The 18,689-nt window shown below is 61.9% G+C and carries 13 protein-coding genes; 8 read left to right on the top strand and 5 right to left on the bottom strand.

The genetic code is table 11. The features are described from left to right. Window positions 1–66: 66 nt before the first annotated feature. On the bottom strand, window positions 67–1,278 hold the full coding sequence (locus RG836_RS08510) for a pyridoxal-phosphate-dependent aminotransferase family protein (protein ID WP_310844741.1): 1,212 nt from the start codon (window positions 1,276–1,278) through the stop codon (window positions 67–69). Window positions 1,279–1,431: 153 nt separating this feature from the next. Here RG836_RS08510 and RG836_RS08505 point away from each other — a divergent pair, with 153 nt between their 5' ends. From RG836_RS08505 to RG836_RS08495, 3 genes are all read left to right on the top strand, one after another. Then, a complete protein-coding gene (locus tag RG836_RS08505; RefSeq protein WP_310844740.1) occupies window positions 1,432–2,157 on the top strand; it encodes a GntR family transcriptional regulator in 726 nt (241 codons plus the stop codon). 24 nt (window positions 2,158–2,181) lie between these two features. Continuing rightward, entirely contained in the window at window positions 2,182–3,423 is a 1,242-nt protein-coding gene (locus tag RG836_RS08500) for a glycine hydroxymethyltransferase (protein WP_310844738.1), read from the top strand. 109 nt (window positions 3,424–3,532) lie between these two features. After that, window positions 3,533–5,704 (top strand): malate synthase G, encoded by a 2,172-nt coding sequence (locus tag RG836_RS08495; RefSeq protein ID WP_310844737.1) that lies wholly within the window; start codon window positions 3,533–3,535, stop codon window positions 5,702–5,704. Between the two features lie 27 nt (window positions 5,705–5,731). Here RG836_RS08495 and RG836_RS08490 read toward each other — a convergent pair whose 3' ends face one another. Then, entirely contained in the window at window positions 5,732–6,640 is a 909-nt protein-coding gene (locus tag RG836_RS08490; protein WP_310844736.1) for a LysR family transcriptional regulator, read from the bottom strand. A gap of 138 nt (window positions 6,641–6,778) precedes the next feature. On the opposite strand from RG836_RS08490, the gene RG836_RS08485 reads away from it, so the two are divergent. The 3 genes from RG836_RS08485 to RG836_RS08475 all read left to right on the top strand — a co-directional run bounded on the left by RG836_RS08485 (window position 6,779) and on the right by RG836_RS08475 (window position 11,918). Next, window positions 6,779–7,834, top strand: coding sequence for a tartrate dehydrogenase (locus RG836_RS08485; protein ID WP_310844735.1), 1,056 nt, complete (start codon window positions 6,779–6,781; stop codon window positions 7,832–7,834). Between the two features lie 107 nt (window positions 7,835–7,941). Beyond that, window positions 7,942–9,321: a dicarboxylate/amino acid:cation symporter gene (locus RG836_RS08480; protein WP_310844733.1), complete on the top strand. Its 1,380-nt coding sequence runs from the start codon at window positions 7,942–7,944 to the stop codon at window positions 9,319–9,321. A gap of 215 nt (window positions 9,322–9,536) precedes the next feature. Beyond that, entirely contained in the window at window positions 9,537–11,918 is a 2,382-nt protein-coding gene (locus RG836_RS08475; RefSeq protein WP_310844732.1) for a TonB-dependent siderophore receptor, read from the top strand. 75 nt (window positions 11,919–11,993) lie between these two features. On the opposite strand, the gene RG836_RS08470 is transcribed toward RG836_RS08475, so the two are convergent. After that, window positions 11,994–12,941, bottom strand: a complete 948-nt coding sequence (locus tag RG836_RS08470; RefSeq protein ID WP_310844731.1) for a 3-hydroxyacyl-CoA dehydrogenase — start codon at window positions 12,939–12,941, stop codon at window positions 11,994–11,996. A gap of 31 nt (window positions 12,942–12,972) precedes the next feature. Beyond that, on the bottom strand, window positions 12,973–14,082 hold the full coding sequence (locus RG836_RS08465; RefSeq protein ID WP_310844730.1) for an ATP-NAD kinase family protein: 1,110 nt from the start codon (window positions 14,080–14,082) through the stop codon (window positions 12,973–12,975). 112 nt (window positions 14,083–14,194) lie between these two features. On the opposite strand from RG836_RS08465, the gene gcvPA reads away from it, so the two are divergent. Both gcvPA and gcvPB read left to right on the top strand, forming a co-directional pair. Then, entirely contained in the window at window positions 14,195–15,604 is a 1,410-nt protein-coding gene (gene gcvPA / locus RG836_RS08460) for an aminomethyl-transferring glycine dehydrogenase subunit GcvPA (protein WP_310844729.1), read from the top strand. Further along, window positions 15,597–17,132, top strand: a complete 1,536-nt coding sequence (gene gcvPB, locus RG836_RS08455) for an aminomethyl-transferring glycine dehydrogenase subunit GcvPB (protein WP_310844727.1) — start codon at window positions 15,597–15,599, stop codon at window positions 17,130–17,132. The genes gcvPA and gcvPB overlap by 8 nt, the downstream gene beginning before the upstream one ends. A gap of 53 nt (window positions 17,133–17,185) precedes the next feature. Here the strand turns inward: gcvPB and RG836_RS08450 are convergent, their stop codons facing one another. Beyond that, the gene (locus RG836_RS08450; RefSeq protein WP_310844726.1) at window positions 17,186–18,589 is read right to left on the bottom strand and encodes an aminotransferase; all 1,404 of its coding nucleotides are present in this window, start codon (window positions 18,587–18,589) and stop codon (window positions 17,186–17,188) included. Window positions 18,590–18,689 lie beyond the last annotated feature (100 nt).

Here is an 18,689-nt window from a genome sequence, read left to right as displayed (position 1 = left end):
AAACGCGTTGATTCGGGATAGTTAGTCGAAGCACGGAGCGGCGAACAGGTCGCCGCTCCGGTTACATCAATCGCGCCGCAACGGCACGGATTGCCCTCCCAGGTAATCCATGGCGGCAAGTACGCCGCTCGATTGCAGTTTCACGCCGGCCATCTGCAGGCCCATTTCGCAGCCCGTCAGAGTGGCCATCAACATCAGGTCATTGCAATCACCCAAATGGCCGATGCGGAACATCCGGCCCTTCATCTTGCCCAGGCCCGTTCCCAGCGACATGTCGAAGCGCTCGTAAATAGTCTTGCGCACAACATCGGCGTCGATGCCTTCGGGGGTCATCACGCCGGTCAATACCGGGCTGTAGACGCTCGGGTCGGCGCACTGGATTTCCAGGCCCCACGCGCTGACGGCGGTGCGGCAGGCATGGGCCAGACGGTTGTGGCGGATGAAGACGTTGTCCAGCCCTTCGCCAAGGATCATGTCCAGCGCTTCAGACAAGCCATACAGCAGGTTGGTGTTCGGGGTGTACGGCCAATAGCCGGTTTTGTTCATCTCGACGATTTCGTCCCAGGCCCAGAAGCTGCGCGGCAGGCCGGCGGTTTTGCTGGCTTCGATGGCTTTGGGCGAGAGGGCGTTGAAACTGATGCCCGGCGGCAGCATCAGGCCTTTTTGCGAGCCGGAAACGGTGACGTCGACACCCCATTCGTCATGCCGGTAGTCAGCCGAAGCGAGGCCGGAAATGGTGTCGACCAGCAACAGGGCGGGGTGGCCGGCGGCGTCGATCGCTTTGCGCACGGAGGCGATGTCCGAGGTCACACCGGTGCTGGTTTCGTTGTGTACCACGCACACGGCTTTAATACGGTGGGCGCTGTCGCCGCGCAGGTGTTGTTCAATCATTTGCGCATCGACGCCACCGCGCCAGCCTTCAATGCCGGGATGACCGATGAACTGCGGCTTGAGCCCCAGGCTGAGGGCCATTTTTTGCCACAACGTGGCGAAGTGGCCGGTTTCGAACATCAGCACTTCATCGCCAGCACTCAGGGTATTGCACAGTGCGGCTTCCCAGGCACCGGTGCCCGACGCCGGGTAAATGACCACGGGGTGTTGAGTTTTGAAGATTTTTTTGATGCCGTCGAGGACCTTGAGTCCCAGCTCACCGAACTCTGGACCACGGTGGTCGATGGTCGGGTAACTCATGGCGCGGAGGATGCGATCCGGCACTGGGCTGGGGCCAGGAATTTGCAGGAAGTGACGGCCGGCGGGATGGAAATCAAGTTTCAGCATGGGTGACTCCTATTGTTTTTGTATTTTGAATGCAAAATACGTTAGCACGGCTTCTTGCTGTGTCAAACCCTGTATTTGCGCTAATATTCGGCACTAACCGGGATATTTTCGAATAAGGAAATGGCTCAAAAGCCATGTTGATGAGGATTTTGCATGCAAAATATTGAAGATTCGGGCGAGTTGAGCAGCCCGCTGTTGATGCCCAAAGTCGAACGTCAACGCCTGCACGACATGGTCGTAGAGCACTTGCGCAGCTTTATCACTGAAGGGGTGTTAGCCCCAGGCAAGAAACTCAACGAGCGGGAACTGTGCGAAACCCTGGGCATTTCCCGCACACCATTGCGCGAAGCGTTGAAGGTTTTGGCGGTCGAGGGCCTGATCGAAATCAACCCCAACCGTGGCGCAAGCGTGGCGCGCATGTCGGAGTTGGAGATTCGCGAAACCTTCGAGCTGATGAGCGGCATTGAGGCCTTTGCCGGCGAACTGGCCTGTGAGCGCATCACCGCGCAAGAGCTGGAAGAAATCAAAGCGCTGCATTACGCCATGGTGGTCAGCAAGAATCAGAACGACTTGCCGGGCTACTACCAGCGCAACCGCGCGATCCATGACCTGATCAACCTCGCCGCGCGCAACTCGGCGCTGCGTCAAGTGTACCTGTCGCTGAACCGCCGCATCCACGCCTTGCGCTTCCTCTCCAACCAACAGGCACCGAAGTGGGACCGCGCGCTGCACGATCACGAAGAAATGATCGAGGCCCTGCAAGCCCGGGACGGCAAACGTTTGAGCGAGATCCTGCGGCATCACTTGCTGGAAAAACGCGACGCGCTGATGTTGATGGTGCGTGACGACGCCGAGCATCCGGATTCCATTCGCCGCTGAACCCTTCCACCCAGGAGCCTGACCATGGCGCGTGACCTCGACACTTTGCTCGCCGCGTGTGCCGAGCGTTTACCGCAACTGCAACAGCAACGGCTGATGCTCTATGCCGGCGCCAACCTGCCGAGCACCCGTGCGATGGCGGCCTACAGCCCGGCGCTCAGCGCGTACCCGGCGATGGGCCCGATTGGTTGCAAGGAGCAACCGGAAACGGAACTGGTCAGCGAGCTCGAACGGCAAACCAGCCAGGCCGCCATGACCCTGTTTGGCGCTGCGTGGGCTGAAGTTCGCTTGGCCAGTTGCACCTTGGCCAACCTGGCGATTTTCCACGCTTACTGCCAGCCGGGGGACCACCTGTTGGCACCGGCGGCTGAGCATGGCGGGCATTTGAGCCAGCGGCGCGGCGGTACACCGCAGATGGCCGGTCTGGTGGTTGACGATTTGCCCTACGATCGCCGCGCCTGCCGCCTCGACACCGCGGGCGCGGTGCAGAAGATCGAACAGATCAAGCCGCGCCTGGTGATCCTTGGGCGCAGCATCATGCTCAAGGCCGACGACATCGCGCCAGTGGTGCAAGCGGCGCGCGAGGTGGGGGCCAAGACCCTGTTCGATGCCTCCCACGTCCTGGGCCTGATTGCCGGCGGTACTTACCCGAATCCGTTTGATGCGGGAGTCGACCTGATCAGCAGTTCGACTTACAAAACCCTGCCCGGACGCCCGCAAGGTCTGGTGCTGGGACGCGATCCGCAAGACGCAGCCGCACTGCGCGAATTACTCGACACGCGGATGCTGGCCAACTATGACGCCGGGCGCTTGCCGTCGCTGCTGGTTACGTTGACCGAGGCCCAGCGTGACGGCACCGATTACGCCGCGAGTATTGTCGCCAATAGCGCCGCGTTGCACCGCGCCTTGCTCAGCGCCGGCCTGCCGGTCATCGCGGCCCATGGCGACGAGGTGCACACTCATCAACTGCTGCTGCCACTGGCGCCTGGCGCGGAGCCACGGGCGGTGATGGTCGCATTGCAGAGCCACGGCATCCTCATCGGCACCTGTGTCGACCCTTCCATGGCCGGCCACCAAGCGCTGCGTCTGGGCACGCAATTCATCACTCGGCAGGGCTTGCGCACCACGCACATGCTCGCAGTCGCACGATTATTGGCGCAGGTCCTGCAAGTCGATGCCAGCGGGCGGTTGCAGTTTGCGGCAAGGGGCAATCCGGCGGCTTCGCTGGCGGCGATCACTCAATTACTCGCGGCAGAAACCCACTGAGTTGTTGCGTTCAATAATGCATATTGAATTCAAAATGCAAAATCGGTAACACTGGCCGTCCTTTCAAACAATAAGAATTCCGTCGCCGCTGGCGGAAGCGAGGACTGCCATGACTGATTTTCTGCGTAGAGGCAACCTGACGGTCGCGCCTGCATTGCTGCATTTCATTGAAGACGAAGCACTGCCCGGCACCGGCGTGGACCCTGCAGCGTTCTGGCGCGGCGTCGATCAATTGGTCCATGACCTCGCACCGCGTAACCGTTCGCTGCTGCACAAACGTGATGTGTTGCAAGCGCAACTCGATGCCTGGCACCGCAACCACCCGGGGCCGGTGCAGGACAAAGTGGTGTACCGCAACTTTCTGCAGTCGATTGGTTACTTGCAACCGGTGCGCTCCGCCGTCGCCGTCACCACCGCCAACGTCGACAGCGAGATCGCCACCCAGTCCGGCCCGCAACTGGTGGTGCCGGTGATGAATGCACGTTACGCCCTGAACGCGGCGAATGCGCGTTGGGGTTCCTTGTACGACGCGCTGTACGGCACCGACGCGATTGCCGATGAGGAAGGCGCGCGCAACTCGCCTGGTTTCAACGCCGCCCGAGGCCAGAAAGTCGTGGCCTTTGCCCGCGGTTTTCTTGATCGCAGCGTGCCGCTGACCTCGGGCTCCCACACCGATGCCACGGGCTATCGCATCGAGAACGGTCAATTGCAGGTCAGCCTCGCCAACGGTTCGCGCAGCGGTCTGGAACGGCCGCAACAGTGGTTGGGTTTTCAGGGCGAGGCGGGCGCGCCCACCGCGTTGCTGCTGGTCAACAACGGCCTGCACATCGAAATCCAGATCGACGCCGCCAGCGCCATCGGTGCCACCGATCCCGCGCACATCAAGGACGTGGTGCTGGAAGCGGCGCTGACCACCATCATGGATTGCGAGGATTCCGTGGCCGCCGTCGACGCTGCAGACAAGGTGCTGGTGTACCGCAATTGGCTGGGGCTGATGAAAGGCGACCTGAGTGAAACCCTGGAGAAAAACGGTCGCACACTGATTCGCCGGCTCAACCCGGACCGCCAGTGGACTCGCGCCGATGGCTCGTCGCTGAGCGTGCCCGGCCGTTCACTGATGCTGGTGCGCAACGTCGGGCACTTGATGACCACGCCAGCGCTGATCGATAACGAAGGCAACGAGGTCCCGGAAGGCATCCTCGACGCGGTGGTCACCAGCCTTGCGGCGATGCACGATCTGCAGCGACGCGGCAATTCGCGCACCGGCAGCGTGTACATCGTCAAACCGAAAATGCACGGCCCGGAAGAAGTGGCGTTCACCGACCAGTTGTTCAGCGCCGTCGAAGCCTTACTCGGGCTCGCGGCCAACACCCTGAAAATGGGCATCATGGACGAAGAGCGGCGCACCACCCTCAACCTCAAGGCCTGCATTGCTCAGGCCACCGAGCGCCTGGTGTTCATCAACACCGGGTTCCTCGACCGCACCGGCGACGAGATGCACAGCGCCATGGAAGCCGGGCCAATGTTGCGCAAGGGTGGAATGAAATCCAGCGCGTGGCTCAAGGCTTATGAGCGCAATAACGTGTTGATTGGCCTCGATTGCCAGTTGCAGGGCAGGGCGCAGATCGGCAAAGGCATGTGGGCCATGCCGGACCTGATGAGCGCAATGCTTGACCAGAAAATCGCCCATCCGCAGGCCGGCGCGAGCACCGCATGGGTGCCGTCACCGACCGCCGCGACCCTGCACGCGATGCACTATCACCAGGTGGATGTCACGGCGGTGCAGACTCAACTTCTGCAAGGGCTGTCAGCCAGTGAAATCAGTGAGCTGCAGGACCCTTTGCTGGAAGTGCCGGTCGGTCGCGTGGGCGATTGGGACGCCCAGGCCATCAGCGAGGAACTGGACAACAATGCGCAAGGCTTGCTCGGTTATGTGGTGCGCTGGGTCGACCAGGGCGTCGGCTGCTCCAAGGTTCCGGATATCCACGACGTCGGGCTGATGGAGGATCGCGCCACACTGCGGATCTCCAGCCAACACATGGCCAACTGGCTGCGGCATGGCGTGGTCAAGCACGATCAAGTCATGGCCACCCTCAAGCGCATGGCGCGCGTGGTCGACGCGCAGAATGCCGGCGACAGCGCCTATCAACCGATGGCTCCGGACTTCGACAAGTCGCTGGCGTTCTCCGCCGCGTGTGCGCTGGTATTCGAGGGCACCGAGCAACCTAACGGTTACACCGAGCCACTGTTGCATCGGTTCCGCCAGCTCCATAAGGGCTGAATCACAGCCTGCGGCACTGATCGCGCTTCAACTGTCGTCGATGTTGTCGATGTGCTTGAAGCGTTCGATCAGAAAGTCGATCAGGCTCCGTACCCGCGCCGACAGGTGCAGTTGCTGCGGGTAGATGGCGTACACATCGGCGCGGGTCGGCGTCTGGTCTTCCAGGACCAGACGCAACCGGCCGCTGCGCACGTAACGCGCGATGTCCCATTCGGCGCGTAACAGAATGCCGAACCCTTCCAGCGCCCAGTTCAGGGCCACTTCACCGTCGTTGCAGCCCAGTGCGCCGTGCACTTTGACGTTCTGCGTGTGGCCGCCGTTGCTGAAGCTCCAGACCCCATAAGGCGTCTCGTTCTGGCGGATGAAAATGCAATTGTGCTGCTGCAATTCGGCGAGTTTTTGCGGCGTACCGTGCTTGTCCAAGTACAGCGGCGAGGCACATAGCAAGCGTCGATTGGAAGCGATCTTGCGCGCGTGGAAAGCCGCGTCCGGCATGCTGCCGAATCGGATGCCCAGATCGAAACCGTGGGTGGTCAGGTCCAGCGGGTGATCGCTGATTTCCAGCTGGATTTCCACCTCCGGGTACTGCGCATAAAACGCCGCGAGCGCCGGGCCGATGTAGCGCCGGCCGAATCCCAACGACGCGTTGACGCGGATCAGGCCCTTGGGTGTAGCGCGGCTGCTGCTGACCATTTGTTCCAGCTCGTTGATCTGCGTGAGGATCCGCGCGGCCTGGGCGAAATACAACTCGCCTTCCGAGGTCAGGCTCATCGAGCGAGTAGTGCGGTTAACCAGCCGAATGCCGAGCCGGGCTTCCAGCGCAGTCAGGCGCTTGCTCACTGCCGGCGGCGTCACGCCCAGCTCCCGCGCGGTCGCCGCGAGGCTGCCTTTGTTGGCCAGCAGGTGGAAAAACGACAAATCCAAGGTCTGGCTCATTGGTAACTCAAAGTTATGGATGTAGTGATTGGGAATAACTCACCCCTATTTGTTCACTACATATACTCCGATCACACCTCGCTTGGACAGTCCGGTCCGGCGGGAAACAACAAGAACGTGAGACGAGTGGAGTTGATCATGAGTGCCTACAAAATTGCTGCGGTTCCAGGTGACGGTATTGGTGTGGAAGTGATTGCCGCGGGCGTCGAGGTGCTGCAAGCCTTGTCAAAAAAATCCGGTTTCGCCCTCGACTTCAAACACTTCGATTGGAACTCCGACAACTACCTGAAGAACGGCTACTACATTCCCGAAGGTGGCCTGGACGAACTGAAAACCTTCGACGCGATTTTCTTCGGCGCGGTCGGTGCGCTCAATGTGCCGGACCACATTTCCCTCTGGGGCCTGCGCCTGCCGATCTGCCAGGGCTTCGATCAATACGCCAACGTGCGTCCGGCCCGCGTGCTGCCGGGGGTGAAAAGCCCGTTGCTCAACGGTGACCAGATTGACTGGGTGGTGGTACGGGAAAATTCCGAAGGCGAGTATTCGGGCAATGGCGGTCGGGTGCATCGCGGCTTGCCGGAAGAAGTCGCCACCGAAGTCTCGGTGTTCACTCGGGCCGGTGTGGAGCGCATCCATCGTTTTGCCTTCGAGCTGGCGCGCAGCCGTCCGCGCAAGCACCTGACCATGGTTACCAAGTCCAACGCCCAGCGCCACGGCATGGTGTTGTGGGACGAGATTTTCTACGAAGTCGCCAAGGACTTCCCTGACGTGAAGATCGACAAGGAACTGGTCGACGCCGTGACCACGCGCATGGTGCTCAAGCCGTCGACTCTCGACGTGATAGTCGCCACCAACCTGCACGCCGACATCCTGTCGGACCTCGCCGCCGCGCTGTCCGGCAGCCTGGGCATTGCGCCGACCGCCAACCTCAACCCGTCGCGCAAATTCCCGTCGATGTTCGAACCGATCCACGGCTCCGCTTTCGACATCACCGGCAAAGGCGTGGCCAACCCGATCGCCACCTTCTGGACCGCCGCCATGATGCTCGAACACCTCGGCGAAGCGGCTGCTGCCAAGCAACTGATGTCGGCGATCGAGGCGGTGACTGAAAGCGGCTTGCACACCCCGGACCTGGGCGGCACCGCCACAACACGGCAGATCACCGATGCGGTCATTGCCTTGATCAACCGCTGATGTTTTCGATCGATTCACAGTAGTACTGCGGCACAACGCCCTGGGGCGGATCGCTGGATCCGACCCTCGGGCATTTCCTGACAACAATAAAAAATCAGGGCCCTGTCATGAAAAGAATAGTTGGCAAACTCTACGTACAAGTATTGATCGCCGTGATCCTCGGCGCCCTCGTCGGGGTGCTCGTTCCGGAAACCGGCACCGCGCTCAAACCCCTGGGCGACGCCTTTATCAAGCTGATCAAAATGCTCCTGGCACCGGTGATTTTCCTCACGGTGGTCACCGGCATCGCGCGCATGGAAAACATGAAGGAGCTGGGCCGCGTCGGCTTTCGCGCATTGCTGTATTTCGAAGTGGTGTCGACCCTTGCATTGGTGCTGGGTCTGATCGTGGTGGACGTGTTCAAACCGGGCGCCGGCATGAACATCGACGTCGCGACCCTCGACACCTCGAGCCTGGCGACGTACACCACGGCGGTGAAACACGCTTCGTTCATGGATTTCGTCATGAACATCATCCCCGACACCATCGTCGACGCCTTCGCCAAAGGCAACGTCCTGCAAATCCTGCTGTTTTCAATCCTGCTCGGGATCGCCCTGGCGCATGTCGGGCCGCGCGGCAAAGTGTTCGTCGATACGCTGGATAGCCTGATGCAGGGCATGTTCCGTATCGTCAACATGGTCATGCGCCTGGCGCCGATCGGCGCGTTCGGCGCCATCGCGTTCACCATCGGCAAGTACGGTTTCGGCTCGTTGTTTTCCCTCGGCAAGCTGATGGCTTGCGTGTACCTGACCTGTGCGGTGTTCGTGATTTTCGTGCTCGGGCCGATCTGTCGCTACAGCGGTTTCAGCCTGTGGAAGTTCCTCAAGTTCATCAAGGAAGAACTGTTCACGGTGCTGGGCACCAGCTCTTCGGAGTCGGTGCTGCCACAGATGATTTCGAAGATGGAAAAGGCCGGCGTCTCGAAACCGGTGGCGGGGATGATCATTCCCTCAGGGCTGACGTTCAACCCGGACGGGCAGGCGATCTACTACACCATCGCAGCGATTTTCATCGCCCAGGCCACCAACACACCACTGACTCTGACCGATCAACTGATCGTGCTGGCGGTGCTGATGTTTACCTCCAAGGGCTCGGCCGGGGTGACCGGTTCCGGCTTCATCATTCTCGCGGCGACCCTGTCGTCCCTCGGCACAATTCCAGTGGCCGGCATGGTGTTGTTGCTCGGTGTCGACCGCTTTATGTCGGAGGCCCGGGCGATCACCAACACCATCGGCAACGGCGTCGGCACCATGGCCATTGCCAGGTGGGTAGGGGCGCTGGACACGGTGAAGATGCACAAGGCGTTGAACGGAGAGGTGGAGGACGAAAAATCCGTCGGTGTGCAGGTTGCGAACGCGGAGGTTGCCGGCAGTCTGCCCACATTGACGCGGTCATCTGCTTCGGCCCAAGGCGCAATGCCGACCACCGGAAAGGCACTTTCATCCTGAAAACATTGACTTAGAGCGGACGATCAGTGACGGCGAGAGCGAAGACTCGCCGTCACAACTAGATACAACTCCATTGCAATTGTTAATAATTGCTATTAACAAATGTAAATAATTCGTTATCATCGCGCTCAGCGTAGCCCTTTGCCATAGTCGATCATCCCCGCGAGCTGGCAGTAAGGCCTTACGTTTCCCTTCTCTTCGTAGGATTCTTCGCGATGCTCCGTCCCTTTATTCCCACCTTCTCCGGTGCTTTGGCCCTGGGTCTTTCGGCCTCTGTTCTGGCGGCGCCGGTCAATTTCAATTTGCCCGCTCAACCGTTGTCGACATCGTTGACCCAACTGGGTCAAACCAGCGGTCTGCGGGTGAACTTCGACGCGCAATCGGTGGCCGGTAAACAGGCGCCTGCCTTGCGTGGCACGCTGGAGCCAGCGCAAGCGTTGAACCAATTGCTGGTGGGTAGCGGCCTCGGCGCCACGGTAGAAGGGAATTCGGCACGGGTGTATGCCCCTCAAGCGCAAACCAGCGCGGGCACCATGACCCTGGGCAACGTGAACATCAATGCGGATGCGGGCATCGCTGGCACCAGCACCACCGAGGGCACCGGTTCCTACACCACCGGCGCCATGAGCACCGCGGTCGGCCTGCCGCTGTCGGTCCGCCAGACCCCGCAGTCGGTCAGCGTAATCACCCGTCAGCGCATCGAAGACCAAGGCATGAACGACCTCAACGATGTGGTCAAGTACGCCCCCGGCCTGACCCTGCGCAAGTTCGGCGGCGACCGCCAGCAGTTCCTGGCACGCGGCTTCACCATCGACAACTTGATGTACGACGGCCTGCCGACCAGCATCAGCACCTTCACCCTCGACACCATCACGGGCGCCGACCTGGCGATGTACGACCGCGTGGAAGTGGTGCGCGGCGCTACCGGTTTGATGACCGGCGCCGGCAGCCCGTCGGCGACCCTGAACCTGGTGCGCAAGCGTCCGACCGCCACGCCGCAGGTGAGCATCACCACCAGCGCCGGCAGTTGGGACCGCTACCGTACCGAGGTCGACGCCTCGAACAAACTTAACGAGAACGGCACCTTGCGCGGTCGCGTGGTCGCGGCTTACGAAGATGACAAGAGCTACATCGACGTTCGCGAAAAAGATCGCCAGACCTTCTACGGCGTTCTCGAAGCCGACCTGAGCGATTCCACCACCTGGACCATCGGCGCCTCCAAGCAGCGCGACGATGCCACGTCCGACTGGGGCAGCCTGCCGTCTGGTCCGAACGGCGAAGACCTGCACCTGTCGCGCTCCAGCTTCTTGAGCAACGACTGGGCGTACTGGGATCGCGACAACGTCAGCCTGTTCACCGACCTGACCACGCGCTTCAACAATGGCTGGACCTCGAAACTGGCGTTCGCCAAGATCTGGGCCGAATCCAACACCTTCTCCAGCTACCTGAATCCGGCACCGGGCGGCAACTTTACCCAGGCGTCGGGCCAGTACGACACCACGGATACTCAGACCAACGTCGACGGCCAATTGTCCGGCCCGTTCCAGTTGTTCGGTCGCGAACATGAGTTGACGATCGGCGCCAGCCGTCGCCAAGAGAAGTTCGACCAGAAAGGTGGTTTCTGGAACGCCGCCACCCCGATCAACATTTATAACTTCGACCACGGCAGCATTCCGAAGCCGACGCAGGAAAGCCGTCAGCCGTACCAGAGCCGCAACACCGCCACCGAAGAGGGCGTCTACGTTGCCGCGCGTTTCAACCCGATCGATCCGCTGCACGTGATCCTCGGCAGCCGCGTCAGCTGGTATGACTACGACAACCGCTCGGGCGCGGGCGACTATAAGGTCACCCAGGAAGTCACGCCGTACGCCGGCATCATCTACGACCTGAACGACACCTACTCGGTCTACGCCAGCTACACCGAAATCTTCAAGCCGCAAACCCAGCAAGACGTCGCCGGTTCGGTGCTTGATCCAATGACCGGTGAAAGCTACGAAATCGGCCTCAAGGGCGAGTACTTCGACGGCGGCCTGAACGCTTCGGTGGCGCTGTTCGACATGACCCAGGAAAACCGCGCCTATGCGATACCTGATCAGCCGGCCAGCTGCCGCGCCAGTAACCGCACCTGCTACGAAGCTGCGGGCGAAGTGCGCAGCCGTGGTGTCGACGCTGAAATCAGCGGTTCCTTGACGCCAAACTGGCAGGCTTCCGCTGCGTACACCCTGGTGTTGAGCCAATACACCAAGGACCGCACCTACGACAAAGGCGACCTGTTCGCACCGAACGTACCCAAGCACCTGTTCAAGGCTGCCACCACTTACCACTTGCCAGGCTTGCTGGAAAAAGTCCGCATTGGCGCCGACGTGCTGGGCCAGAGCAATACCTACAACCGCGTCGGCAATGGCCACGCCGAGCAGGAGGCCTACGCTGTGGTCGGCCTGATGGCCGGCTACCGCCTCGACGAGCATTGGGACGCCCGCGTCAACTTCAACAACGTGTTCGATCAGCGCTACTGGCAGGGCATCCCAACCGGCAGCGGCAGCGGCACCTACGGTGACCCGCGCAACCTGATGTTCTCGCTGAAGTGGACCCTCTGATCGTCGACGACGTCAGCCCCGCAACGCAAAACCCCGATCAGTGATCGGGGTTTTTTTTCGCCTGACATTCGTCGGTTATTGCGGCTCGCGTTTCAAGCGATCACTGGCCCGCTCCATCAACGCCCGGTCGCGCCACGCGACGCGGTTTTCCCATTCTTCCAGCGGCACCAGGGCCCGGCGTTGCGCCTCGACCGTGGCGACCAGGTCGGGCGTCCACGGGTCATGCTGGCCGCGTTCGGCGCCCATCCGTTCGTAGGCCGGGCCCATCTTCAGCGCATGCGAGCCGATGCCGCCGCGAGTGTTAAGGTCCACGGTTTCAAACGGGCCCATGAAAGCCCAGCGCAGACCAAGTCCCTGGCTGACCACTTTGTCGATGTCGGCCACCGTGCTGACGCCATCGCGCACCAGGCAATAGGCCTCGCGCAACAGCGCACCTTGCAAGCGGTTGAACACAAAGCCTTCGATTTCTTTATTCAAGCGCACCGGCGTCAGGCCTGCTTCGCTGTACAGCGCCAGGGCCGACTCGACCTGCTGCGGATCGGTGAACGGCGCCGGGACGATCTCAATCACCGGCAACAGATACGGCGGATTGCCCGGATGCGCCACCAGGCAGCGCGCGCGGCCTGGCAAGTGAGCGGCGAAGCTGGAGGCGGGCAGGGCGGAAGAAGAACTGGCGAGAATCGCCGTGGCCGGGGCAAGGCGGTCGAGTGCGTGGAACAGCTCGATTTTCAGGTCCAGCCGTTCCGGTGCGCACTCCTGCACCAGGCTGGCGTCGGCCACGGCGCTCTCCAGATCGCCCCATAACTCAACGCGGCCCAGCAGCGCTTGCGGGGTTTCGGCGAGCAAGCCATAGCGCCGCAGTTCGGCACAACGGCTGGCGATTTCTTCGCGGGCCAACTGCAAGCGCTGGGCATCTGGGTCTTGCAGGCGCACCTGCCAGCCGGCGCGGGCGAAGACGATGGCGAACGCCACGCCGATGCTGCCGGCGCCAATCACGGCGGCCACCTTGGGGGATGAGTTCATGCAGGCTCCTGTTGTTTTTTTGGGGTGAGAATCAATGAACGACGCGCACCATGGCGCGGCGTCCGGGGGCGGTGTGTACGCGGATGAAGCCGCTGAGTTGGCGATCGAGTGCCGGGTCGCCGGTGTCGACGAACACCTGGCCAAAGGGCAGGGCGGCAAGTTTCGCGCTGCTCGCCAACACATGCAGATGCGCCGGCTCGATCAGCCGCAGCAGCCTGGCGCTGAGTTGCTGGTTGCCACGTCCGAACAGGCAACCCTGGCCGCCGGTGAGACTGACCACCACATGCGCCGGATAGCGCGCGGCAAGCTCGAGCAGATCGCGCTCGTTGGCGTCGCGGCAGATGAGTTTTTTATCCAGATAAGCATCGATCCCGAGTAAGCTGCCGTCGCCTTCGAGGTGTCGCGCCAATGCCTGCAACGTCCGGCCGGGACCGAGAAAATAGACGTGCCCGGCCTGCATCCCGGTGGCGAACATCGCGGCTTCGGCCGCCACTGCGCGGTCGGGGTCGCTGCTGGACGCTTTGGCACTTTGCAGGTGTCGCGGATCGGCCGGCACTCGCGCGTAGCCGAACAACCGGGTGCTCACTCGATCATCGCGGCTGGCGACTTCGTCGATGTCGAGCAATTCGGCTTCGCGGTAGATGACCTTGCCTTCGGCACAGCCCCGGATCAGCTCCCCGGCATGTTCCGGCGAACGGGCGAACACCCCGGAATACATCTTTACGCCGCAAGGAATCCCGAGCATCGGTAGGGCGCTCGCCGCTAACGCCTGCGCGACATCCCGCGCCGTGCCATCGCCGCCGCCGAACACCAGCAAATCAACGGACTCCGCAAGTAGCGCCTCGCACGCAGCCAGGGTGTCGCGGGCCGAATGCTCAAACGAAGGCATGGCGACGATCCGCGCCGGAACACCCGCCGCCGCGCACACATCCGCACCCATCTCGCCCGCCACAGTTAGCACTTGAACATCGTCCCCGTCGCGCAGCCGCAACAGCGCACGCGCACAACGCTCATGAGCCTGCGGTTGCGCGCCCAATTGCAGCGCCCGCGCCACGGTATCGGCGCCGTCACTGCCCTTGAGGCCGGTGGTGCCGCCGAGTCCGGCGAACGGATTGATGACTAGGCCAACCTTGAACGCCATGGGTACCTGCCCTCGGATCATTGAGCGGTTGCGAGCGTCAGCATTGCCACGTAGATTGTGCGCAATACAAACTTTAGTTCGCATTCGTTCAATATTGCGTCCCGGAGGCAAGATGAGTCAACCCAGTTCAGCCCATCCTTTTATGGCCAACGCCGTGCCCGACATCAAGCAGGCGATGCTTGATGCCTTGGGTATCGATTCCGTCGAGGCTTTGTTCGAACAAATTCCCCAAGCACATCGTCTTCAAGAACTTCCCGAACTTATGGGCGGTATGCGCGCGGAAATGGCCTTGAGTCGGCACCTGCGCGACGTCCTCGGGCGCAACCGCAACTGCGCCGACAACCTGAGTTTCCTTGGCGGCGGATGCTGGCAGCACCATGTGCCGGCGATCTGCAACGAGATTGCCGGGCGCAGCGAGTTCCTCACCTCGGTGTGGGGTACGCCGTCTTCGGATCAGGGGCGCGCCCAGGCCTGGTTCGAGTTCAGCAGCCAGTTGGGTGAACTGGTCGGCTGCGAGTACGTCGGTCTGCCGGTGTACAGCTGGGGGTGCGCAGCGGGGCACGCCTTGCGCATGGCGTCACGGCTGAACGGGCGCAGCACCTTGCTGCTGCCGACGATCATTGACCCGGAACGGCTGGCGGTGATTCGCAACTATTGCGAGCCGAACATGGCCAACGAGTTGCACCTCGAATTCGTCGGCGCCGACCCGGTGACCGGCGCCATGGACCTGCACGACCTGAAAAGCAAACTCGGCAGCCACGTCGCCGCGGTGTACCTGGAAACCCCGAATTACTTCGGCCTGATCGACGGCGGCGCCGCCACCGTGGCTGAGTTGACCCACGCCCAAGGCGCGGAGTTTGTGGTCGGCGTCGACCCGATCTCCCTCGGCGTGCTGGCGCCCCCGCCGGAATACGGCGCCGACATTGTTGTCGGCACCATCCAGACCCTCGGCATCCCGATGTACGGCGGCGGTGGGCTCGGTGGATTTATCGCCACCCGCGATGAAGAACGCTACGCCCGGGAGTACCCGACCCTGCTGATCAGCATCACCACCACCCGGCGTCCCGGCGAAGTGGGGTTCGGTTTGTCGCTGGCCGAACAGTCGTCTTACGGCCTGCGTGAAAACGGCAAGGACTGGACGGGCAACTCGGTGTACCTCTGGGCCATTGCCAACGCCGTCTATATGTCGCTGATGGGGCCGCAAGGCTTCGCTGATGTTGGTGAGCTGATCGTCGCGCAAGCGCATCAGGCTGCTCGCCGCCTGCATGAACTGCCGGGGGTCTCGATCCGCTACGGCGAAGGCTTCTTCAAGGAATTCGTGGTCGACTTCAACGCCGGCGGCCAGTCCGTCGCGGCGATTAACCAGGCCTTGCTGGCCAAGGGGATTTTCGGCGGACATGACCTCAGCCAGGAGTTTCCCGATCTCGGCCAAAGTGCCTTGTACTGCGTGACCGAACTGCATCAGGACGCTGACATCGACCGCTTGGTCGCCGCCCTTCGTGAGGTATTGAGCCATGATTGAACCGGTCAAATTGCGCCGTTACCAGGGTGCCGTGTGGGATGAACCCGTGGTCATGACCTTGTCCCATCCGGGTCGTCGTGGCGTGGTGTTCCCCCAATCCAGCCAGCCTGGCGCGTTGAGTGCGATCCCGACGGCGATGCGCCGCAAAACCGCGCCGCAACTGCCGGAAATGTCCGAGCCCGACGTGCTGCGGCACTACCTGCACCTGTCGCAGCAAACCCTGGGCATGATGGGCATTTCGCTGTTCGGCACTTGCACCATGAAATACAACGCGCGGGTTAACGAGGCGATCACCGCTCGGGATGACGTTGCTCAGTTGCACCCGCGCCAGCCTGATTCAACGTTGCAAGGTTCGCTGCAAGTGATGCACAACCTTGACCTCAACCTGCGAGCGTTGTCCGGCATGGATCGCTTCGTGTTCCAGGCTGCCGGCGGTGCCGACGCGGCGTTCCTGCATGTGTGCGTGACCCGCGCTTATCACGCGGCGCGCGGTGAGCTGGACACTCGCGACGAAATCATCACCTCGATCCAGTCGCACCCGTGCAACCCGGCCACTGCCGCCACGGCTGGCTTCAAGATCATCACCTTGCCCCTCGAAGAAAACGGCTACCCGTCGCTCGAAGCGCTGAAAGCCGCGGTGTCGCCGCGCACCGCCGCTTTGATGATCAACAACCCGGACGACATGGGCATCTACAACCCGAACATCGCCGAATGGGTGCGCGTGGTGAAGGAGGCCGGTGGTTTGTGCTTCTACGATCACGCCAACTTCAACGGCGTGATGAGCAAGGTACGGGCCCGGGACCTGGGCTTCGATGCCTGCATGTTCATGCTACACAAAACCTTCGGCGCGCCGAAGGGCGGTGGCGGTCCGGCGGTCGGTGCCTACGGTTGCAGCGAGGAGCTGATTCCGTACCTGCCCGGGCCGTTGCTGGTGGAAGAGCAGGGTGCATTTCGCCTTGAGGCCGGCAGCGACCTGGGTATCGGTCGGGTGCGCGAGTTCCTCGGTAACCTGCCGCAGATCATCAAGGCTTACGCCTGGGTGCGGGCCATGGGGATCGAAGGAATTTCCGAAGCTTCGGACCTCTCAGTGCTGGCCAACAACTATATGGGCAAGCAACTCAGCCAGATCCGCGGCGTGACCTGCTCACATCCCCACGTCAAAGCCTGGCGCCTGGAGATGACCCGCTACAGCCTCGAAGTGCTGGAGCGCGAAACCGGCGTCACAGCCTACGACGTGCAGAACCGCATGGTCGATTACGGCGTCGATGCCTTTTGGCTGGCCCATGAGCCGTGGGTCATCGCCCAGCCGTTCACGCCCGAAGCCGGGGAGATGTGGTCCAAGGAAGATATCGATTACTGGATCGCGGTGTTGGCCAAGGTCTGCCAGGAGGCCTATGACGATCCGGAGTTAGTGCGCACCGCGCCGCACAACCACGTCATCGGTCGTCTCGACAATGGTCCGCTGGAAGATCCGGCACGTTGGGCGACCACCTGGCGCGCCTATCAACGCAAGCACCCCGGCGCCTGACAGCAAAAAGCCGCCGACGCACTGCGTCGGCGGCTTTTGGGTACTGCAGGGTGTCAGCCTTTCCAGTGGCCTTCGGCGTGCAGCTGAGCGAACACCTTGTCCACGGCGCGGCGGGCACGGATGACCATCTCGGCGACTTCCTCTTCGCTGATCACGAAGGGCGGCGAGAAAGAGATCGAATCGCCCTGGGGCAAGGCGCGGGTGATCAGGCCTTCTTCGAGCGCGGCGCGGGCGATCCGTGGCGCGACTTTCAGGGCCGGATCGAACGGCGTCGCAGGGTCGCGACGAGCGACGAACTCCACTGCACCCATCAGGCCCACGCCACGGATGTCGCCGACGGCCGGGTGATCGGCGAAGTTCTCGCGCAACAGCCGATGCATCAACTCACCGCGCGCGGCGGCCTGGGCGACCAGGCCTTCGTCCTCAATGATCTGCAGGTTAGTAAGTGCCACGGCGGCGGCCAACGGGTGCGCGCTGTAGGTGTAGCCGTGGGCGAAGGCGCCGTATTTTTCGCCGCCGAGCAGCAGGCCTTGCCAGATTTTTTCGGAAATGATGCACGCCGACAGCGGCACGTAAGCCGAAGTGATGCCTTTGGCGACGGTCATCAGATCTGGGCGCATGCCCATTTTTTCACTGCCGAACTGGGTGCCGAGGCGGCCGAAACCGGTGATCACTTCATCGGCGATCAGCAGCACGTCGTACTTATCGAGCACCGCCTGCATCGCCGCGTAGTAACCCGGCGGCGGCACGATCACGCCACCGGCGCCCATCACCGGTTCCATGATCATCGCGGCCACGGTGTCCGGGCCTTCGGCGAGGATCAGGTTTTCCAGGTCAGCGGCCAGGCGCGCGACGAAGGCTGCATCGCTTTGCCCCGGCTCGGCTTGCCACAGGCGATGCGGCGCGGTGGTGTGACGCACGAACGGCAGCGGCAGGTCGAACCCGGCATGCATGCCCGGCAACCCGGTGAGGCCGGCCGCGACCACGGTAACGCCGTGATAGCCGCGATTGCGCGCGATGATTTTCTTCTTCTGCGGCAAGCCGCGGGCGTTGTTGTAGTACCACACCAGTTTGACCTGAGTGTCGTTAGCGTCGGACCCGGAGTTGCCGAAAAATACCTTGGACATCGGCACCGGCGCCGACTCGATCAGCTTCTCGGCCAGCAGGATCGGTGTGTCGGTGGCCATCGACGAAAACGAATGGTAGTAGGGCAGGCGCAGTGCCTGAGCGTGCAAGGTGTCGGCGATTTCCCGGCGACCGTAACCCACGTTGACGCACCACAGGCCCGCCATCGAATCGATGTAACGCCGACCGCTGGTGTCTTCCAGCCACACGCCTTCGCCCTTGGTCATCACCAATGGACCGTTGCGCTCGTGCTCGGCCAGTGCGGTGAACGGGTGCAGAAAATAGCGCCGATCCAGGTTATGCAGATCGGTCGATGGGGTACGTGAATCCATGATCTCTCCAGTTACTCGCCAAGTATTCGGTTGATGATTTGTGCGCATTGCGGTGTTATGGGCGTTGTGCGAACATAAATGTATCACCTTAATTCCGCAA

It is taken from the genome of Pseudomonas rhizozeae (assembly GCF_031583775.1).
Lineage (GTDB): Bacteria > Pseudomonadota > Gammaproteobacteria > Pseudomonadales > Pseudomonadaceae > Aquipseudomonas.
This window is presented reverse-complemented; position numbering and strand designations above follow the sequence as displayed.

Excerpts from the sequence above, each read along its gene's own strand:
- RG836_RS08510 (WP_310844741.1), bottom strand. The coding sequence starts at position 1,278 with ATGCTGAAACTTGATTTCCATCCCGCCGGCCGTCACTTCCTGCAAATT.
- RG836_RS08505 (WP_310844740.1), top strand. The coding sequence starts at position 1,432 with ATGCAAAATATTGAAGATTCGGGCGAGTTGAGCAGCCCGCTGTTGATG.
- RG836_RS08500 (WP_310844738.1), top strand. The coding sequence starts at position 2,182 with ATGGCGCGTGACCTCGACACTTTGCTCGCCGCGTGTGCCGAGCGTTTA.
- RG836_RS08495 (WP_310844737.1), top strand. The coding sequence starts at position 3,533 with ATGACTGATTTTCTGCGTAGAGGCAACCTGACGGTCGCGCCTGCATTG.
- RG836_RS08490 (WP_310844736.1), bottom strand. The coding sequence starts at position 6,640 with ATGAGCCAGACCTTGGATTTGTCGTTTTTCCACCTGCTGGCCAACAAA.
- RG836_RS08485 (WP_310844735.1), top strand. The coding sequence starts at position 6,779 with ATGAGTGCCTACAAAATTGCTGCGGTTCCAGGTGACGGTATTGGTGTG.
- RG836_RS08480 (WP_310844733.1), top strand. The coding sequence starts at position 7,942 with ATGAAAAGAATAGTTGGCAAACTCTACGTACAAGTATTGATCGCCGTG.
- RG836_RS08475 (WP_310844732.1), top strand. The coding sequence starts at position 9,537 with ATGCTCCGTCCCTTTATTCCCACCTTCTCCGGTGCTTTGGCCCTGGGT.
- RG836_RS08470 (WP_310844731.1), bottom strand. The coding sequence starts at position 12,941 with ATGAACTCATCCCCCAAGGTGGCCGCCGTGATTGGCGCCGGCAGCATC.
- RG836_RS08465 (WP_310844730.1), bottom strand. The coding sequence starts at position 14,082 with ATGGCGTTCAAGGTTGGCCTAGTCATCAATCCGTTCGCCGGACTCGGC.
- gcvPA (WP_310844729.1), top strand. The coding sequence starts at position 14,195 with ATGAGTCAACCCAGTTCAGCCCATCCTTTTATGGCCAACGCCGTGCCC.
- gcvPB (WP_310844727.1), top strand. The coding sequence starts at position 15,597 with ATGATTGAACCGGTCAAATTGCGCCGTTACCAGGGTGCCGTGTGGGAT.
- RG836_RS08450 (WP_310844726.1), bottom strand. The coding sequence starts at position 18,589 with ATGGATTCACGTACCCCATCGACCGATCTGCATAACCTGGATCGGCGC.